At 65.1% G+C, this 17,209-nt stretch carries 20 protein-coding genes; 4 read left to right on the top strand and 16 right to left on the bottom strand.

The window, feature by feature from the left end:
• Positions 1-20: 20 nt before the first annotated feature.
• From R2823_08895 to R2823_08850, 10 genes are all read right to left on the bottom strand, one after another.
• Positions 21-2,081 (bottom strand): sodium-translocating pyrophosphatase, encoded by a 2,061-nt coding sequence (locus R2823_08895; protein MEZ5176306.1) that lies wholly within the window; start codon positions 2,079-2,081, stop codon positions 21-23.
• 114 nt (positions 2,082-2,195) lie between these two features.
• Complete coding sequence (locus R2823_08890; GenBank protein ID MEZ5176305.1) at positions 2,196-3,650, bottom strand: TrkH family potassium uptake protein; 1,455 nt, start codon at positions 3,648-3,650, stop codon at positions 2,196-2,198.
• 2 nt (positions 3,651-3,652) lie between these two features.
• Positions 3,653-4,981: a Trk system potassium transporter TrkA gene (gene trkA, locus R2823_08885; protein ID MEZ5176304.1), complete on the bottom strand. Its 1,329-nt coding sequence runs from the start codon at positions 4,979-4,981 to the stop codon at positions 3,653-3,655.
• Positions 4,982-5,006: 25 nt separating this feature from the next.
• Positions 5,007-5,387 (bottom strand): hypothetical protein, encoded by a 381-nt coding sequence (locus R2823_08880; GenBank protein MEZ5176303.1) that lies wholly within the window; start codon positions 5,385-5,387, stop codon positions 5,007-5,009.
• A gap of 20 nt (positions 5,388-5,407) precedes the next feature.
• The gene (locus R2823_08875) at positions 5,408-5,791 is read right to left on the bottom strand and encodes a TadE/TadG family type IV pilus assembly protein (protein MEZ5176302.1); all 384 of its coding nucleotides are present in this window, start codon (positions 5,789-5,791) and stop codon (positions 5,408-5,410) included.
• Positions 5,784-5,951 (bottom strand): hypothetical protein, encoded by a 168-nt coding sequence (locus R2823_08870; protein MEZ5176301.1) that lies wholly within the window; start codon positions 5,949-5,951, stop codon positions 5,784-5,786. Before R2823_08870 ends, R2823_08875 begins: the two co-directional genes overlap by 8 nt.
• Before the next feature lie 58 nt (positions 5,952-6,009).
• On the bottom strand, positions 6,010-6,612 hold the full coding sequence (locus tag R2823_08865; protein MEZ5176300.1) for a hypothetical protein: 603 nt from the start codon (positions 6,610-6,612) through the stop codon (positions 6,010-6,012).
• Complete coding sequence (locus R2823_08860; GenBank protein MEZ5176299.1) at positions 6,609-7,265, bottom strand: hypothetical protein; 657 nt, start codon at positions 7,263-7,265, stop codon at positions 6,609-6,611. Before R2823_08860 ends, R2823_08865 begins: the two co-directional genes overlap by 4 nt.
• Complete coding sequence (locus tag R2823_08855; GenBank protein ID MEZ5176298.1) at positions 7,259-8,320, bottom strand: ATPase, T2SS/T4P/T4SS family; 1,062 nt, start codon at positions 8,318-8,320, stop codon at positions 7,259-7,261. The genes R2823_08860 and R2823_08855 overlap by 7 nt, the downstream gene beginning before the upstream one ends.
• A complete protein-coding gene (locus R2823_08850) occupies positions 8,317-8,856 on the bottom strand; it encodes a hypothetical protein (GenBank protein ID MEZ5176297.1) in 540 nt (179 codons plus the stop codon). The genes R2823_08855 and R2823_08850 overlap by 4 nt, the downstream gene beginning before the upstream one ends.
• A 133-nt stretch (positions 8,857-8,989) precedes the next feature.
• On the opposite strand from R2823_08850, the gene R2823_08845 reads away from it, so the two are divergent.
• Positions 8,990-9,769 (top strand): HAD family hydrolase, encoded by a 780-nt coding sequence (locus tag R2823_08845; GenBank protein ID MEZ5176296.1) that lies wholly within the window; start codon positions 8,990-8,992, stop codon positions 9,767-9,769.
• Positions 9,770-9,813: 44 nt separating this feature from the next.
• On the opposite strand, the gene R2823_08840 is transcribed toward R2823_08845, so the two are convergent.
• Positions 9,814-10,965 carry an ATP-binding protein gene (locus R2823_08840; GenBank protein ID MEZ5176295.1) on the bottom strand — a complete coding sequence of 384 codons (1,152 nt, stop codon included), beginning with the start codon at positions 10,963-10,965 and terminating at the stop codon, positions 9,814-9,816.
• 92 nt (positions 10,966-11,057) lie between these two features.
• Positions 11,058-11,582: a hypothetical protein gene (locus R2823_08835; GenBank protein MEZ5176294.1), complete on the bottom strand. Its 525-nt coding sequence runs from the start codon at positions 11,580-11,582 to the stop codon at positions 11,058-11,060.
• A 227-nt stretch (positions 11,583-11,809) separates the two neighbouring features.
• On the opposite strand from R2823_08835, the gene leuC reads away from it, so the two are divergent.
• Genes leuC through R2823_08820 form a run of 3 tightly spaced genes read left to right on the top strand, consistent with a single transcriptional unit; the run spans position 11,810 to position 14,177 of the window.
• Positions 11,810-13,216: a 3-isopropylmalate dehydratase large subunit gene (leuC, locus tag R2823_08830; protein ID MEZ5176293.1), complete on the top strand. Its 1,407-nt coding sequence runs from the start codon at positions 11,810-11,812 to the stop codon at positions 13,214-13,216.
• Positions 13,216-13,818 (top strand): 3-isopropylmalate dehydratase small subunit, encoded by a 603-nt coding sequence (gene leuD, locus R2823_08825; GenBank protein ID MEZ5176292.1) that lies wholly within the window; start codon positions 13,216-13,218, stop codon positions 13,816-13,818. The genes leuC and leuD overlap by 1 nt, the downstream gene beginning before the upstream one ends.
• On the top strand, positions 13,815-14,177 hold the full coding sequence (locus R2823_08820) for a hypothetical protein (GenBank protein MEZ5176291.1): 363 nt from the start codon (positions 13,815-13,817) through the stop codon (positions 14,175-14,177). Before leuD ends, R2823_08820 begins: the two co-directional genes overlap by 4 nt.
• 26 nt (positions 14,178-14,203) lie before the next feature.
• On the opposite strand, the gene R2823_08815 is transcribed toward R2823_08820, so the two are convergent.
• From R2823_08815 to hutI, 4 genes are read right to left on the bottom strand one after another with little or no spacing between them, the layout of a single operon-like run.
• A complete protein-coding gene (locus tag R2823_08815) occupies positions 14,204-14,605 on the bottom strand; it encodes a thioesterase family protein (protein MEZ5176290.1) in 402 nt (133 codons plus the stop codon).
• A complete protein-coding gene (locus R2823_08810; GenBank protein MEZ5176289.1) occupies positions 14,602-15,189 on the bottom strand; it encodes a hypothetical protein in 588 nt (195 codons plus the stop codon). Before R2823_08810 ends, R2823_08815 begins: the two co-directional genes overlap by 4 nt.
• Positions 15,186-15,968 (bottom strand): glycerophosphodiester phosphodiesterase, encoded by a 783-nt coding sequence (locus R2823_08805; GenBank protein ID MEZ5176288.1) that lies wholly within the window; start codon positions 15,966-15,968, stop codon positions 15,186-15,188. The genes R2823_08810 and R2823_08805 overlap by 4 nt, the downstream gene beginning before the upstream one ends.
• A 32-nt stretch (positions 15,969-16,000) precedes the next feature.
• Positions 16,001-17,206, bottom strand: coding sequence for an imidazolonepropionase (hutI, locus tag R2823_08800; protein ID MEZ5176287.1), 1,206 nt, complete (start codon positions 17,204-17,206; stop codon positions 16,001-16,003).
• Between the last annotated feature and the right edge of the window lie 3 nt (positions 17,207-17,209).

Below are 17,209 nucleotides of genomic sequence, written 5' to 3'. Positions count from 1 at the left end.
AGTCCCCGGATCTTGAGCTGTCAGCTGATGAACGCGGATGCAAAGATCAACGACACGATCGTCATCACCTTGATCACGATGTTCATCGCCGGACCGGCGGTGTCCTTGAACGGGTCCCCGATCGTGTCGCCGACGACCGCGGCCTTGTGGGCATCGGATCCCTTGCCGCCGAACGCACCGGCCTCGATGAATTTCTTTGCATTGTCCCATGCCCCGCCAGCATTCGCCATGTAGATCGCGAGCAGGAATCCCGAGATGAGGGCACCTGCGAGGAGTCCCCCGAGCATCTCGACGGACAGGAAGCCGACGACGAGTGGGAGTGCGACGGCCATGGCCCCCGGGATGATCATCTCCCGGAGGGACGCCTTCGTCGAGATGTCGACACACTTGGCGTATTCGGGGACAACGCCCTCGCGACCTTCGCGGAGGCCCGGAATCTCGCGGAACTGACGGCGAACCTCTTCGATCATCTGGAACGCCGCACGACCGACGGCTTGGATCGTCATCGCGGCGAACAGGTACGGGAACATCGCGCCGATGAACAAACCCATGGCGACTTCGATGTCGAGGATGTCGAAGCTGTCGACCTCCACCGCTTGGGCGAAAGTGAAGAACAGGGCAAGTGCGGTCACGGCTGCGGATGCGATGGCAAATCCCTTCGCAACGGCCGCGGTGGTGTTCCCGAGCGCGTCGAGCTGATCGGTGGCTTCGCGAACCTCGGGCGGGAGCTCCGCCATCTCGGCGATCCCACCCGCGTTGTCCGCGATGGGCCCATAGGCATCGACAGAGACCGTGATGCCGAGGGTGCAGAGCACACCGATCGCCGCGATGGCGACACCGTAGATGCCTGCGCCTTCGACGGCCCAATCCCCCGCCCAGTACGCAGCACCCATGCCGAGGGCGACAACCACAACCGAGAATGCGGCGGACCGTTTCCCTTCGGCGATACCGGCAAGGGTCACCGTCGCGGGACCGGTTTCGGCTTGGCGGGCGATCTCTTTGACGGTCTTGTAGTGGTCCGAGGTGTACCACTCGGAGATCTTGCCGACGAGGATGCCGACGACGAGCCCGACAATCACCGCACCGAAGAACCCCCATGCGTGTTCGACGCCCGGCACATCCTTGAACATGATCGGCGTCGCGATGGCGACCCCGACAACGGTGAGCCCCGCGGCCGCCCAGGTCCCCGTGTGGAGCGCCCTCGCGAGGTTGTCACCTCTCGGGCGGACAAGGAAGGACCCGACGATGGACGCCACCATCCCGATGGCCGCGATCATCAACGGATAGAAGATCGTGTACGGCAGGTACGCCTCACCGGCAAACACGATCGAGGCGAAGGCGATCGGTGCGACGAGTGACCCGACATAGGACTCGAACAGGTCGGCGCCCATGCCTGCCACATCCCCGACATTGTCCCCGACATTGTCGGCGATGGTCGCCGGATTGCGCGGGTCATCCTCAGGGATGCCAGCTTCGACCTTCCCTACGAGGTCGGCGCCGACATCGGCCGCCTTTGTGTAGATGCCCCCGCCGACACGAGCGAACAGGGCGATCGACGACGCTCCGAGGCCGATCGCCGTAACGATGTCGATCCAGTGCTCGTCCTCGAGAATCTCACCGAAGAACCAGATGCCGATGCTGAACCCGAGCAGTCCGAGACCCGCGACGGTGAATCCCATCACCGCACCACCCCGGAAGGCAACCGGGAGGGCACCAGCGGTGCCGCCGGTGCGTGCCGCCTCTGCGGTCCTCGCGTTCGCTGCGGTTGCGATCCGCATCCCGATGAAACCGGCAAGCCCCGAAAGGGTCGCGCCGAACACATACGCCACGGCGCCCCATGGCCGTCCCCAGTCGAGCAGTGAGAAGATGAGGACCGCCATGACAACGACGAAGCCCGCGATTGCGAGGTACTCGCGTCGCATGAACGCCATCGCGCCCTTGCGGATGGCACCCATCAACTCGCGCATGCGGTCGTTGCCAGGCGAGACGGCAATCACCTGCCGGCCATAGGCGGCTGCGAGCAGCAGGGACGCCACACCCATGCCGATGGCGACATACAGCCACAGATCGGGATTAGACACAGATCTCACTCCTGGTCGGGGAAAACTCGGGAATCGGCGGCAGTATACGGACCCGCGACCGGCGACAACAGATTCCGAGTGCCGTTGGGTGGGATCGAGCGCCAGAACCCGGCGCTACTTCCTCCACAGTTCGGGATTGAACAAGATGAGAATCGGGAGGATCTCGAGCCGCCCCACGATCATCAGGGACGACAGCACCCACTTGGACAGCATCGGCACATCCTCGTAGTTCCCGGCCGGGCCAACCTCTTCGAGTCCCGGCCCCACATTGCCAAGTGACGAGGCGACCGCCGACACCATGGTCGTGATGCTGAGGTCCGAATCTGCGAGGAACCCGACTCCGGCGACGAGGAAGACGCCCGTCATGAAGGCGAACATGTACAGAAGGAAGAAGGTCTGGACGGTCTCGACGACGAGATCGGGGACCGCCTCTTTCCCGACGCGGGTCACGAACACGCCCCTCGGATGGATCAGCCGCCGGACATCGGTCTTCGATGCCTGGGAGAGGATCAGCAGCCGGTCCGATTTGATGGCACCCGAGGTGGAGCCAGCCATCCCGCCGACGAACATCAGCCCGACGATCATCACCCCGAGTGCAGGCACCCATGCCGAAAAGTCGGTGGTTGCGTATCCGGTGGTCGTCACGATGGTCAACGAGGTGAACACGGCGTCCCTGATCGTCGTCGCCACGGCGTCACCCCAGGTGCCGATGGTCATCAGGACGGCTGCGGCGCCGATGATGGTGAGGTAGACCCTGAGGCTCACCGATTTGAGGTATGCCAGCGGGTCACGCCAGGTCAGCACCCGATAGTGCAGGGTGAAGGACATCCCTGCGACCGCCATGAAGACGATGACGACCCACTGCGTGTACGGGGAGTAGGCGCCGATCGAGCCCAGATGCGTGGAGAAGCCCCCGGTCGACATCGTCGTGAACGCATGGTTCACCGACTCGAAGAAGCTCATGTCACCGAACCAGAGGAACACCACCTCGACAGCGGTCAGGATCGCGTAGACATACCAGAGGCGCTTCGCCGTCTCGGAGAATCTCGGCGTGAGCCGGTCGGGGGCGGGCCCTGGTGACTCTGCCCTTGCCAGTTGGACGGCACCCATCCCGAGCAATGGGAGGATCGCAACGGACAACACGATGATCCCCATACCGCCGATCCACTGCGTGAGCGACCTCCAGAACAGGATTCCGTGGGGCATCGCTCCGGGATCGGCGAGGATGGACGCCCCGGTCGTCGTGAACCCAGCTGAGGCTTCGAACACGGCATTCGTGACATCGGGAATCGCGCCGGTCAGCAGGTAGGGCAACGCCCCGAACAGCCCGAGCGCGATCCATGCAAGCCCGACCGCAGCGAAGCCCTCACGCGAGCGGAGTTCACCCGGTCGATCGAAGAATCTCCACAGCGCCGCACCGGTCACGATCGTGACGGCCGCGGCGCCACTGAGCCCCGGCACATCGGACCATTCGCCGTAGATCATCGCCACCGCGACCGATGTGGCCATGGCGACACCCATCGCAGCGACCACCGCTCCGACGACATGAAGAAGGTTTCGCCACGACACGGCTAACCCGAAAGGTTCTCTGCTGCTTCGATGGCATCCGGGAGTGCGATGACGATCACATGGTCGCCGACTTCGATGCGCGTACTTCCCCTTGGAACGAACGCATCGTCGCCACGCTGCACGCCGCCGATGATCATCGACTTCGGAAGCCTGAGTTCGGCGAGCGTCTTGCCGACCGCGGGACTGTTCGGACCCACTTCGAGCTCAATCGCTTCGGCGTCGGAGTCCGAGAAGGTCGCGACCGAATAGATCGCTCCCCGCCGGACAAACCGCAGGATCTCGTTCGCTGCCGACAGCCGCGAGCTCACGGTGGCGTCGATGCCGATCGAAGATCCGATGCTCATCAAGTCGGTGTTGGTGAACCTCGAGATGACCTCCCGCGCCCCGAGCGACTTCGCAACAAGCGCCCCGAGCACATTCTCGCCGTCCCAGCCGGTCAACGCCATCACCGAGTCGGCATCCCCGGCGTTCTCGGACATCAACAGCTTCGGGTCGGTGGGATTCCCACAGACGGTCACGACCCGCGGATAGTGCTCTGCGATCACCTTGCAGCGATCCATGTCGGGTTCGATGAGGGTCGTACTGATTCGATTCTCACTGAGCAGCCCCGCGGCGAGGGTTGCGACCCGGGTTCCGCCGAGGATGATGACCTTGCGCGCTGGCTCACTCGAGAGACCGAGCCACTCGTACGCCTCGCGCTTGTTGTCGCGCCGCGCCATCATCAGGACATGGTCCCCTGCCTTGAGGGTCGTCGAGCCTCTGGCGATTTTCGTCCGGTTGTCCCTGATGATCGCCACGACGAGCCAGTCCCAGCTGTGGAGCGTGGCGCGAAGGTCGGCGAGGGTCCTTCCCACGAAGGTGGCGTCGTCGGAAATGAACGCTCCGATCAACATGAGATCGCCTCCGGCGAAGTACACGATCTCTGCCACCTCACCCCCCATCGCCAAGGCGAGAAGTTCCCGTGCCGCGGCAGCTCCGGGGTCGATCACCAGATCCACACCGAGGGCTTCGACTTCGGCTTTGAGCTGTGAGTCCTCGACCCTCGCGACCTTGAAGGGGATGCCGAGCCTCGTCCCCGCGGCGCACGCGAGGACATTCACCGCATCGGAGGAACTGACAGCGATCAGCAGGTCGGCGGATTCGATTCCGGCCTGCTTGAGGGTCTCGACCGATGCACCGTTACCGGTGATCACGAGGCAGTCGATGTCCCGCTGTGCAGCGGCGGCAACCTCTGGATCGGATTCGATCACGACGACATCCTGGCGTTCCATCGAGAGTTTGGTTGCGAGGAACGACCCGATGGCGCCAGCACCGACAATCACGATTTGCATGGAGCGCAAGCCTAGGCGACTCGAATCAGGGAACTCCAGACCCATCGGGAAGCAGGCGGGTCGGATCGAACACCGCACGGCTTGTCGCGGTCACGGTGATCTCCCCGACAAGCGGGAGGGTGATCGTCCGTGCCACGGTCACCGACACCGTCCGTTCGATCCACGCACGGTTCACCGGACACGAACACGACACGAGACGGGTTCCGTTGATGCGGGCAAAGCGACTCGCCTCCTGCCTCGGTGACCCCCGCGCGCCGAAGGGCCGAAAGGTGACGGGTGCGCTTGCGAGGGCGGCAGCGTCGGCCGCGGTCGCGGCGCGTGCGTAGGTAGCGGCGGCAGCACCGACGACGCCGACGGCCCCGATGAACACGACAAGCACTGCAATCAGGCCGAAGCCGACCAGCATCGACCCACGCTCACGATTGGTCACCGTTCGACACGCATCGTCGAAGACGCAGAGAGTGTCACGGTGAACCCGCCGAAGATGGGGGCCGCAACCCGATGCTGTACCGAGACCCGCACCGTGGCCCGAGCGCCGATCGCTGCTGGTCGCGACACACCGATGCGTGCCCGTGATCCGAGATCGCCGAGGGCGGACCGCACGGCGTTTGCCGCTCGGGAGGTGTCGGGTGACGCGGCTGCCTCACGCGCCCCCTCCCTTGCCGCGTGGATGAGCTGGATCTCGGACCGCGCGATCACGGCGACCTCAACGATGCCGAACAGCAACACGAGGACGAGCGGAAGCACGAGCGCGAACTCGACGACCGCTGATGCTCCTTCGGCACCGATACCCGCCGCGGGCTCACGCACCGTTCGCGAACGAAACGATCTTCGAGATGACCGAGTTGAAGAACGCTGGAAGGGCGTCGGTGGTCGAAGCCCACGCAATGAGAGCAAGGGCCACGACTGCCGCAGCGATCAGCACGAGCGCATACTCGGCGGTTGCCTGACCGGATTCGGTTGTGATCATGGGTTCTCCTTGTTGCTGGTGGTCTTGCTGGTGGTCTTGCCGGTGGTCTTGCCGGTGGTCAGGGGGCGAGTCGGGACACTCCGGCGACGACCGCTGGCACAACGGTCGTGAGCAAGAAGCCCGGAAGGATCAACAAAGCGAGGGGAAAGAGCATCTTGACGGGCAACCGCTGGAGGCGTTCCTCGACGGCCGTGTCGTCCCGCTCGATCTCGGTCCGGTGGAGTTCGCGCAGATCGTTGGCGAGCGCGCCCCCGGTCACCGACGACACTTCGGCAGCGTCGAACATGGCATCGATCGGGCCATCGTCGCGATGTTCCGGAATCCGGCGGTTCGTGAAACGGAGCCGTCGAGCGAGATCGCCCGCGACGGGATCGTGAAGATGGGCAATCGCGGTTTCGACAGCGTTTGTGAAGGCGACACCCGCCTCTACGCCGCTCGCGACGAGGTCGATCGCGAGGAGCTGCTCGCAGCGCTCATCGCGGGCGGCCGCCCTGATCGATCCGATCCGACGGGATCGCACGACCGCGAGATGGCTTGCGCCCCATGCGAGCCCAAGCGCGGGGTGGATTCCCGCCACGGCGATCGACGGAATCACGATCGTGCGGTATGGGCCCCGAAGCACGCCGTAGGCAATCGCGAGCGCAGCGGCGGCAACAATCATCGTTGGGGACGAACCGACATGCGAAACACGATCGTCGTGCCGAGGATTTCGAGAGCCGCGCCGACCATCATGGGGATGATCACTGCCGCTCCGCCGGGTTCAGGGATCCCACGGGCGGCGGTGATCACCGTCGTCAGGGCGAGAGGAGCGACCCCGACGATCAAGGCCGAGAACCGCACCTGGGCGAGGGACACCCGCTTCCTGCGTTCGCGGGACTCGCGCTTGGCTGCCCGTGTCGCAAGGGAAGTGATCGATGCGGCAACCGACGAACCCGTCTGTTCGGACATCGCGCACAGGGATGCAAATGCCCTCCCGTTGACCAAGAGGTCGCGCGATGCGGCCACACCGATATCGGTCATCGAAGCCCCCGCCTTGCAGAGTCGCAGCACATGGGAACCGGCGAGGCCAGAAGCGACAACACCGTCCCGCAGCGTTCCCCCCGCGGCGACGGTTGACGCAACCGACCGCAGAAAGGTGACTTCGGATCGTCCCTTCGCCTGTCTTCGCCGAGCCCGGATACCGGCGATCGCACCGACAGCGACCAACGCCACCATCCCCGGCATCGGAGTCACGGCGACGAGGACCGCGGCACCGACCAGCAGCCACGGGGCTCCGCACAGCACCGCGATGATCGCAAGGGTCCACATCAACACGGGTAGATCTCCGTGAGCGTGGTCGGCTCCACACGATGGACTGACCCGACCCGCCGTCCCGTGTCGGCTCGCTCGACGAACACGACGAGGTCGAACGCCGAACGGATCTGGGCATGGAGCGTCGACACCGACAGGTTCGAGGTGACCATCGACGCCAGCGACTCGAGACGGGCGAGTGCTTCAGCCGAGCCGTTGGCGTGCACCGTCGACATCGAACCGGCGTGGCCGGTGTTGAGGGCCTGAACCATGTCGAGCGCCTCAGGGCCTCGCACTTCCCCGACGATGAGCCGGTCCGGCCTGAGCCTGAGGGCATGTGCGAGCAACGACCGGATCGTCACTTCGCCTTTGCCTTCGACATTCGGTGGATGGGCTTCGAGCCTGACGACATGACCGGCAATGTCGAGCTCGGCGGCATCTTCGATGGTCACGATCCGGTCGCCGGTGGTGATTGCGGCGCACAGCACATTGAGCAGGGTCGTCTTGCCTGCCCCGGTGGAGCCTGCGACGAGGATGTTCTCACGGGACCGAACCGCCGCTTCAAGCAGTTCGGCACCGTCGGGGTCGATCCCTCCGATGGCGACGAAGCCTTCCATATCGACCACGGTGTGGAGGAACCGACGCACAGCGACGATCGGGCCGTCGACGGCAGCGGGCGGGATGATTGCGTGGAGCCGGGAACCGTCGGGGAGGCGTGCGTCGACGGCGGGAACCGCACGGTCGAGCCGCAGTCCCAACGGGGCGATCACACGCCGAACCGCCCCAACGATGGCATCGGCACCCGAGAACACAACATCGGTCAGTTCGAGCGCACCTGAGCGCTCCACCCAGATCTCGGCCGGTCCGTTGACGAGCACATCGGACACGGTCGGGTCGCGGAGGAGGCGCTCGAGCGGACCGAGGCCGACGAGCTCGTCGACCGCATCGTGGACGACCCGGTGGGGGGCGATCGGTGCTTCATCGGGTTTGACGGTGGCCGCGGCACGGGTGACGGCGACTCGCTCGAGGGGTACATCGGATCCGATGATCGAAGCCACGATCCGGTCGACATCGTTCATGCGGTGCTCCAGATGGTCGACAGCTTGCGGAGCCAGCGCGACCGGCCGGGCGGTGCACGCAAGGCGACGAGCGCATCGACGGTCGGTCGCGACGGGCGGGGCAGCACTAGGGAACCGGCTGGTGCGTCGACGGGGAAACCGAGCTGTTGATACACGATCCGGTTGGCCCCCATCGGTGTGAATGGCTCGGGCAGGAGCGGAACAAGACACACTGCGGACCGGGGTGGCGGAAGGGAAGGGTCGCAGCGGAGTACCACATCGGGCCAGCGCTGCGCGAGTGCCGAAACCACCGTCGATGCGTCCGATGTCGACACACCACCGTTCGGGAGGATGGCAACACCCGGTCCGGTCGGTTCGAGCTGTGCTCGTGTCGGCCCGTCACGCACCAGATCCGCGAGGCTGAACGGGGCACGCATCGCAGGCCCGTTTGCTTCGAGGTCGATGACGAGGCACTGTCGCCGCGTCGCAGCAAGGCCGATGGGAGCGATCAGACTCAACAGCAAGTCGTTGGACGGCCACAGGGCGACAACCGCCACGGGATTCCTCCTGGTTTGGCAGGAGGGGAAGCAGCAAGAACATATCGAACTGCACGGTCAAGGGGAAGGGGTCCGTGATGCGCCGAAGGAGGGCTCATCTGGCACCGGGACCCGACCGATACACTTCCCGATGATGAAACCAGCCGCGTTCTTTGACCTTGACAAGACGATCATCGCCGGTTCGTCCACGCTCGCGTTCGGGCGCCCGCTGTACAAGGCGGGTTTTCTCCGGCGCGGGACGCTGGTCCGACTGGGGATCGCGCAGCTGTCCTACATGCTCTTCGGGGCAGACGAGGACGACCTCGAACGCGCCCGCAACGAGATGCTCGACTTGGTTTCGGGTTGGCATCGTGCCGAAATCGAAGCGATCGTCGCGCAGACTCTCGACGAAGTGATCGAGCCGCTCGTGTTCGCCGAGGCCCTGTTCCTCATCGACGAGCACCGCCGATCGGGCCGCTCGGTGTATGTGGTGTCGGCGAGTCCCGAGGAGTTCGTCACGCCCATCGCACGGATGGTCGGGATCGACCATGTCATCGCGACCCGGATCAGGACCGACGGTCTCGGCCGGTATGTCCCCGAGCTCGAACGCTATGTGATGGGGCCGGGGAAGGCCGACGCGATGCGGGAGGTCGCGGCTGCCGACGGGATCGACCTCGAAGCCTCATTCGCCTACACGGACAGCTTCACCGACCTGCCGATGCTCGAAGCCGTCGGGAACCCGGTCCCGGTGAATCCGGACAAGGAGCTCCGGGACGAGGCGGAAGAGCAAGGATGGCCCATCCTCAAGTTCCAGCGGCCGGTCAGCCTCGGGCCGCGCGTTCCGGCCCCGCCCAAGAAGGTGTGGCTGATCGCCGGTGCAGGTGCACTCGCCGCTGGGGCTCTGGTAGCCGCCACACGCAGGCGTCGGGGCTGAATACCGGCGTCTTTCCTCCGGAGCGGCTGCACGCGGACACCCTCTCAGGATCGGGGAATCGCCCTGGTGACGAATCGGTCGAAGTGCGGGATGGCGAACTCGACCCATCCGTAGCGGGGTGCGTAGATCACGCCCTCGCTGATCAGGCGGTCTCGAAACGCTGCGACCTGGGGTGTCGTCCGGCCCGCCGCCGCCGCCACCTCTCCGGATCGGTGTGGGCCCGGCCCGAGCGAAGCGAGGGCTTGCACATAGGCAACCTCCGATTCAGGGATGCGAGCAATCCGTGCAGCGAAGAACGAAGAGTCCAGAGCATGTTCGGCGTGGGGTGCCGCACGCTCGACATCGGCAGCCGAGATCGGGTCGTCCACAGCGGCGTTCCAGGTGTGGTAGGCCCAGGTCTGGACGAAGAACGGGAACCCGTCGGAACGGTCGACGATGGCGTCGGCCGCAGCGTCTGACCAACGGACACCGATTTCGGCGGCCGGTTGAGCAACGGCCTGGACAACCTGGTCGGGTGTCAGTGGCCCGAGCTCGGCGACGGTGAACATGCGTTCTGCATAGGTCACTGCTTTCGCCACATCGCCGACCAGATTCGGCAATCCCGCAAGGACGCAGTACAGCGCAAGGCCGTCTTGTGAGCATCGGTGCACTCCCGCAAGGATGCGCCGGAGATCGTCCGGCGCGAGTGTCTGTGCTTCGTCGAGGGCAACCAGCACACCGACACCGGCACCAGACGCGATGGCCCCGAGGTCGGAGATCACATCGATGAGAGCGTCGCGATCCGGTGTCGCAACCTCCCGCCCGACGCCGATGCCGGTACCGGCAACCGTGATGGATACCGAGTCGATCGAACGCATCAGTCGGGTCAGCGCCGGGCCCGAACCGAAATCCTGCGCGATGCGGCGTGTCTGACGGAGCAGACTGCGAATCGTGTCGTCACCACCGAGCGCCTCGAGCCTGATGACCCGATAGCCCAGGTGCTCGGCGAGCGCCGCCATCTTCCACACGAGCACGGTCTTGCCGACACCACGCAATCCGGTGAGCAGGTGGTGCTGGGTGGTTCGGGACGCCATGAGGCGCCGCATCGCAATGTCAGCCTGTTCGAGCACGGCGTCCCGACCAACGAGCGCCGGCGGGGGCGTCCCAGCCCCTGGCGCATATGGGTTTGCGACCGGGTCGTACAGTTCTCCAGACATGCCGTCACTTTAGCGCTCTGTGCTAAAGTTAGTGGAACGGTAGCCGGGCGCCGCCGCTCGGCAGCTCGGTGGACGGGTTCACCCGAGCCGGCTCATTCGTCGTCGATCGCGGCGATCTCGGTGTGCGCATCGGCGACCGCCGATGTGCGATCTGCCCCAAAGGTCCAAGCGGCGAGGACCCCGAGCGCCGCCACGGCAAGGACCACACCGATGATGAGCCACCACGACCCGGCGGGGATGAGCGGTTGGGATGGGAGGGGCGCGGTCACCTCCGATGTGATGACGACGGGGTCGACACCAAGCGAGAGGAGATCCGTGGATTCGGAGAGGTCCACCTCGCCGTCGGGGTGGAATCCTTCGAATGTGATCTGCCAGTTCTGCGCGGTCGGCAGCTGCACCCATGCCATCCATGTGCCGTCGTCTTGCACCGCCATTGCGGTCGGTGGGAGCTCCTCGAAGTCCGAATGGGGCCGGACGATGACCGCCTCGGCAGCGGCGTCGAACTGGACGACGACCTCGACGACGAGTCCGTCGGTGTCATCGACCGCGGTCGCCGATGCTGCTCCGAACGGCGGCGCGAGGACAACAGCTGCAACGACGGCGAGAACGAGCGACATCCCCGCATCGTAGAACCGCGACCCACCACTCCGCGTACCCAGGGTTCCCGTTCGACTGAAAGGTCAACTGTGGCCCACGGTACGGCCGCTTCTGTGGACGAGGGAGTACCTTTTCGTTGAACGGGAACCCTGGGTACGCGCGACACATCCGGCGTGCTGGACGCGGCGGGGTCGTAGCTGGTGAGCATTAGCCTGCCGGTCACTCACCGAACCCGGCGAGGAGCGACATGACGAAGCCACGGACCATGCTTGACAAGGTGTGGGACAGCCATGTCGTGCACGAGGACGCCGACGGTTCGGCCCTCATCTACATCGACCTGCACCTCGTCCACGAGGTCACATCACCGCAGGCCTTCGAGTCGATCTCAATGACTCATCGACCGGTCAGGCGACCCGATCTCACCCTCGCGACCATCGATCATGCCGTACCGACGACACCGAGGGATCAGGGCATCGACGACCCGCTCTCACGGAAGCAGATCGCGACGCTCCGAGCGAACACACAACGCGAAGGGATCCGCCTGTTCGACATCGATGACGAGCGGCAGGGCATAGTCCATGTCATCGGACCCGAGCAAGGTGTCACCCAGCCAGGAATGACGATCGTGTGCGGGGATTCCCACACGGCGACCCACGGCGCGTTCGGAGCGCTCGCTTTCGGCATCGGGACCTCAGAAGTCGAGCATGTACTCGCCACCCAGACGCTCCAGCAATCGAAGCCCAAATCGATGGCGATCACCGTCGACGGCACGCTGCCGACGGGCGTTACCGCAAAGGACATCATTCTGGCCATCATCGCCCGCATCGGCACGGCAGGTGGAACCGGGCATGTCATCGAGTACCGCGGCTCGACGATCGAGGCACTGTCGATGGAAGGACGCATGACCGTGTGCAACATGACCATCGAAGCCGGTGCACGGGCGGGGATGATCGCACCGGACGAGACCACCTTCGCCTACCTCAAGGGACGGCCGATGGCACCTTCGGGCACCGCGTGGGACGAGGCACTCGAGACATGGCGCGGCATCGGGTCCGACGAGGGTGCTTCCTTCGATGCGGAGGTCATCATCGACGCAGCGACGATCGAGCCCCATGTGTCGTGGGGGACGAACCCCGGCCAGACCCTCCCTGTGACCAGCCGTATCCCACACCCCGACGACACCGACGATCCGCTCGAGCGCGACTCGATCACCCGGGCCCTCGCGTACATGGATCTCGAGCCAGGCAAGAGGATCACCGACATCGCGATCGATCGCGTGTTCATCGGATCCTGCACGAACGGGCGGATCGAGGATCTCCGGGCGGCTGCGGCGGTGCTCCAAGGCAGAAGAGTCGCCGACACCGTCACGGGGCTTGTCGTACCAGGGTCGGGCCTCGTCAAGCAGCAGGCCGAGGCAGAGGGCCTCGACGCCGTGTTCCGCGCCGCCGGTCTCGAGTGGCGTGAAGCGGGCTGCTCGATGTGTCTCGCGATGAACCCCGATGTCCTCCAACCGGAGGAACGGTGCGCGTCGACCTCGAACCGGAACTTTGAGGGGCGCCAGGGACGAGGAGGGCGCACCCACTTGGTTTCGCCCGCCATGGCGGCCGCTGCCGCAGTCAGCGGATACTTCGTCGACATCAGGGACGGCCTGTGATGCGGTCCGTCGACACGATCCATGGCATTGCCGCACCGCTCCCGCGGGCGAACATCGACACTGATCAGATCATCCCGAAACAGTTCCTCAAACGGGTCGAACGATCGGGCTTCGGCGAATTCCTGTTCTTCGACTGGGCGTCGGACCGCGAAGGCGAACCCGATCCCACCTTCGTGCTCAATCAGCCTCGGTACCGTGACGCCGTGATCCTTGTGACCGGGGACAACTTCGGCTCCGGGTCGTCCCGCGAGCATGCACCGTGGGCGCTTGAGGATTGGGGCTTCCGCGCAGTCATCGCTCCGTCGTTTGCCGACATCTTCCGTACCAACTGTTCGAAGGTCGGACTCCTCACCGTCGAACTGTCGACGGAGGAAGTCGACCGGCTCGTCGAGATCGCCACGACGACAGGGGGGCCGGTCACAATCGACCTCCCCGCCCAGACCGTGACGGCGGACGGGTTCGATGCCACATTCGACATCGATCCGTTCGTCAAGCACTGCCTCGTCAACGGCCTCGATCACATCGCTCTGTCCCTCGAACACGAGACCGAGATCGACCGGTTCGAGACTGCCCGGCCCTGGTATCTGCCTGTCGTGTCGTGAGCTTCACGCGTCAGGAGCAGGCAAGGGCGATTCTCGAGCGTCGGGCCCACGCCGTGGCTTCTGCGATGCTCGGACGGCGTGCAACCACGGGCTCGGATTTCCGGGAGGCGCTCACGGTCGAACGCGTCGACCTGATCGCAGAGATCCCCGACCTATCGGCGCTCAGAGCACTCGGACGGACGATCCCCGGTCCCGCGGACGGCCTCTACATCCTTGAGCGAGCCGACGGCTTGACGGTCTACCACCAGCACAACGGTGAACCGTACGAGCTCTTCGAGCGCCTCGGTTTCGAAGCGGCACGCGACCGGGTCGTCGATTGCCTCGTCATGATGAACGGGATCCCGTTCCGGATCGGTTGAGGATTCGGGCACACGCGGTACAACAGTCAGAGCGCTCCGAGCACCTTGCGCACATCATCGGGAATCCGGACCGGTCGAAACTGTTCAGGGTCGACGAACACGATGACTTCCCTTCCGGACGCAACGACGGCGCCGTCGGACATCCGTGTGGTGACGAACCCGAGCGTCATCGAGGTGTTGCCGAGCGAACCGACCGACACCGTTGTTTCGATCACATCGCCGAGACGCACCGATGCCTTGAAGTCGATCTCCATTCTCGCTGCGACCACATCGACACCGATGCCGCCGAGCTCCGGGCCGCCGTATCCGGCGTCTTCGATCCAGTCGGTCATCGCGTCGTCCCAGTACCTTGCGTAGTTGCCGTTGAACACGATTCCCTGCGGGTCACAGTCCGAATACCGGATCTTCTGCTGCGTGGACACGGTCATCTTGCCCCTGCGAAGCGGACTCGGTCGCCGACGGCCACCTCGACGGCGGATTCGGCCCCGTTGGCGGCAACGATGAACCCGCGGCGTCCGTCGTGGAGGTCGGCGAGTGGGCCTTCGAGCTCTTCAAGTGTCCCCACATGGTCCAGTCCGAGCATGAAGGAGGTGAATTCGAGACATGGGGCGGCAACCCGTGCCCCTTCCAGTGCGATGAGGGTCCCATGTGTCGTCTCGACGACGAGACCTTCCACGAGGTCTTCGAGCGCCAGGGGTGGTCCGTCGATCAGGATGTTCTCCCCGGCAATCCCATACGGCGCGGATCCGAAGCGATCCGCCATGAGGCGGTAGTGGCCGGTGAACCCGACCGACAGCGGTCGTCGACCGCCCCCACGCGACATGGGGTGTGTTCGGTGGTGGGCGTCGACAACCCAGGTGTCGTCGTGGTGACCAAGCATCCCCGAGGCGTCGACCGACGCGCGGTCGACGGCGAGGATGCCTTCAGGCATGTAGCCGGTTCCCTTCGCCTTGATGGGGTACTTCTGGACCTGGAGCCGGACAATGGGACCGATGAGGCTTCCATGGGTCATTCCTTGTCCCCCCCAAGAACCGCGTTGAGCGTATCGGGGCGGTCGGTGATGATGCCGTCGACGCCCATCGCGAGGAACCGGAGCATGTCATCTCGGTCGTCGACCGTCCACAGGTGCACCTGTGCCCCGGCCGCGTGGATGGCGTCGACCAGTTTCTGGTCGATCCGTGCACCCGTGATCTTGTGGGGCAACTGGTACGCGTCGACGCCTCGATTGATCGTCCGCCCGACTCGCGAGGCCGCGTACATGGCCGTCGCGGTGGTCGACCCTGCCGAGGTCGCGACCCTTCCCTTCGTGATCCTCCGGAACCGGGCCGTGCGGGTGTCGATGAAGCCCCCGACGAGAACTTCGTCCTGTTTTCGCTTGCGAACAACGACATCAGCGACCGACCATTCGGCGTTGCGTCCCTTGAGGTCGATGTTGAAATGGATGCCAGGGAAGGTGTCGAAGGTGTCGTCAAGGCGGGGGATCCCGATTCCGGTGCCCCGCAGCGGGAACGATTCGGCGTCAGGTGAGAACCGGTAGGCAGCATCGAGGTGTCTCAAGTCGTCCCAGTCCCAGTCCGCGACCGCGCCGACGCCGTTCGTTGTGCGTTCGAGGGTCTCGTCGTGGAACACGACGACCACCCCGTCGCGGGTCACCCTCACATCGGTCTCGATGTAGCACAAGCCGAACTGTGCCGCTCCGTCGAAGGCGTGATGCGTGTTCTCGGGCCACAGGACGCGGCTGCCCCGGTGGGCCATCCGGATCGGGTGTTCGCGGGTCAAGTACGGACGCATGTGGCTGGCAAGACTATCGGCGAGGCCCGATGTCACAGCACCACGCCGCGCTTGATGACTCGACGGACGAGGTCCCCGTCCGGGCGGTAGACGAGGTGTTCATACGACGCAGCGTCGAGCATCACGAGATCGCCGAGCTTGCCTGCGGCGATGACGCCACGGTCCTTCAGGCCGAGCGCAACGGCGCCGCCTGCGGTGGCGGACCAGAGCGCTTCTTCGGGTGTGAGGCCGGAGGTGGTCGCTGCGAGGGCGACAATGAACGGCATCGTCTCGACATACGATGTTCCCGGATTGCAGTCGGTCGCGAGCGCAACGGTGACCCCGGCGTCGATGAACCGGCGCCCATCGGGGGGTGGCTCGACCATCGTGAGCGACACCCCCGGAAGGAGGACCGCAACCGTTCCCGAGCGCGCGAGCGCAACCAGATCGGCGTCGGTCGCGAAGTCGAGGTGGTCGGCTGCCACCGCTCCCACCTCGGCGGCGAGTGCCGCTCCCCCGGTATGGGACAACTGGTCGGCGTGGAGCCGCACCCGCAGTCCTTTCGTGCGAGCCGCTTCGAGGATCCTTCGGGTCTCGGCGACGGTGAACGCGACCGAGTCGCAGAACACATCGACGAAATCGACCCTGTCCGCCACCGCGTTGAGCATCTCGTCCGCGACAAGGTCCACATACGCCCCACGGTCACCTGCAAACTCGGGTGCGACCACATGGGCGCCGAGAAAGGTCCGGACGATGTCGATCGGGAGGCTTGCGTCGATCGCATCGATCGCATCGAGCATCTTGGTCTCGGTCGCCGTGTCGAGGCCGTATCCGGTCTTGACCTCGACGGTGGTGGTACCCGAGGCGAGCATGCGGGCGACCCGGGTGTGGGACGCAAGAACGAGGTCTGCCAGCGATGCCTCCCTCGTGGCGATGACCGTCGCGTAGATCCCACCTCCAGCTTCCTGGATCGCTTCATAGCTGGCCCCCGCAAGACGCATCGCGTGTTCATGCGCCCGATCACCGGCGAACACGACATGCGTGTGGGGATCGATGAACCCGGGAACGACGGCGTGGCCGTCTGCGTCGAGGCGTGGCAGATCCCGGTGCTCGGGCGGCACCATTGCCGATTCCCCGACCCAGGCGATGGTGCCGTGACGAACCGCAACCGCGGCGTCATCGACGGTGCCGAGCGGCCCCTGGTGGCCCGGTGCGTTGGTCACGAGCTGGCCGATGTTGGAGATGAGGAGGTCGGACACGGT

The organism is Acidimicrobiia bacterium (assembly GCA_041393965.1).
Classification (GTDB): Bacteria; Actinomycetota; Acidimicrobiia; order Spongiisociales; family UBA5794; genus UBA5794.
This window is presented reverse-complemented; position numbering and strand designations above follow the sequence as displayed.

Coding starts and splice junctions, on each gene's coding strand:
- trkA (MEZ5176304.1), bottom strand. CDS start 4,981: ATGCAAATCGTGATTGTCGGTGCTGGCGCCATCGGGTCGTTCCTCGCA.
- R2823_08880 (MEZ5176303.1), bottom strand. CDS start 5,387: ATGCTGGTCGGCTTCGGCCTGATTGCAGTGCTTGTCGTGTTCATCGGG.
- R2823_08870 (MEZ5176301.1), bottom strand. CDS start 5,951: ATGATCACAACCGAATCCGGTCAGGCAACCGCCGAGTATGCGCTCGTG.
- R2823_08865 (MEZ5176300.1), bottom strand. CDS start 6,612: ATGATTGTTGCCGCCGCTGCGCTCGCGATTGCCTACGGCGTGCTTCGG.
- R2823_08855 (MEZ5176298.1), bottom strand. CDS start 8,320: ATGAACGATGTCGACCGGATCGTGGCTTCGATCATCGGATCCGATGTA.
- R2823_08845 (MEZ5176296.1), top strand. CDS start 8,990: ATGAAACCAGCCGCGTTCTTTGACCTTGACAAGACGATCATCGCCGGT.
- R2823_08840 (MEZ5176295.1), bottom strand. CDS start 10,965: ATGTCTGGAGAACTGTACGACCCGGTCGCAAACCCATATGCGCCAGGG.
- R2823_08835 (MEZ5176294.1), bottom strand. CDS start 11,582: ATGTCGCTCGTTCTCGCCGTCGTTGCAGCTGTTGTCCTCGCGCCGCCG.
- leuC (MEZ5176293.1), top strand. CDS start 11,810: ATGACGAAGCCACGGACCATGCTTGACAAGGTGTGGGACAGCCATGTC.
- leuD (MEZ5176292.1), top strand. CDS start 13,216: ATGCGGTCCGTCGACACGATCCATGGCATTGCCGCACCGCTCCCGCGG.
- R2823_08815 (MEZ5176290.1), bottom strand. CDS start 14,605: ATGACCGTGTCCACGCAGCAGAAGATCCGGTATTCGGACTGTGACCCG.
- R2823_08810 (MEZ5176289.1), bottom strand. CDS start 15,189: ATGACCCATGGAAGCCTCATCGGTCCCATTGTCCGGCTCCAGGTCCAG.
- R2823_08805 (MEZ5176288.1), bottom strand. CDS start 15,968: ATGCGTCCGTACTTGACCCGCGAACACCCGATCCGGATGGCCCACCGG.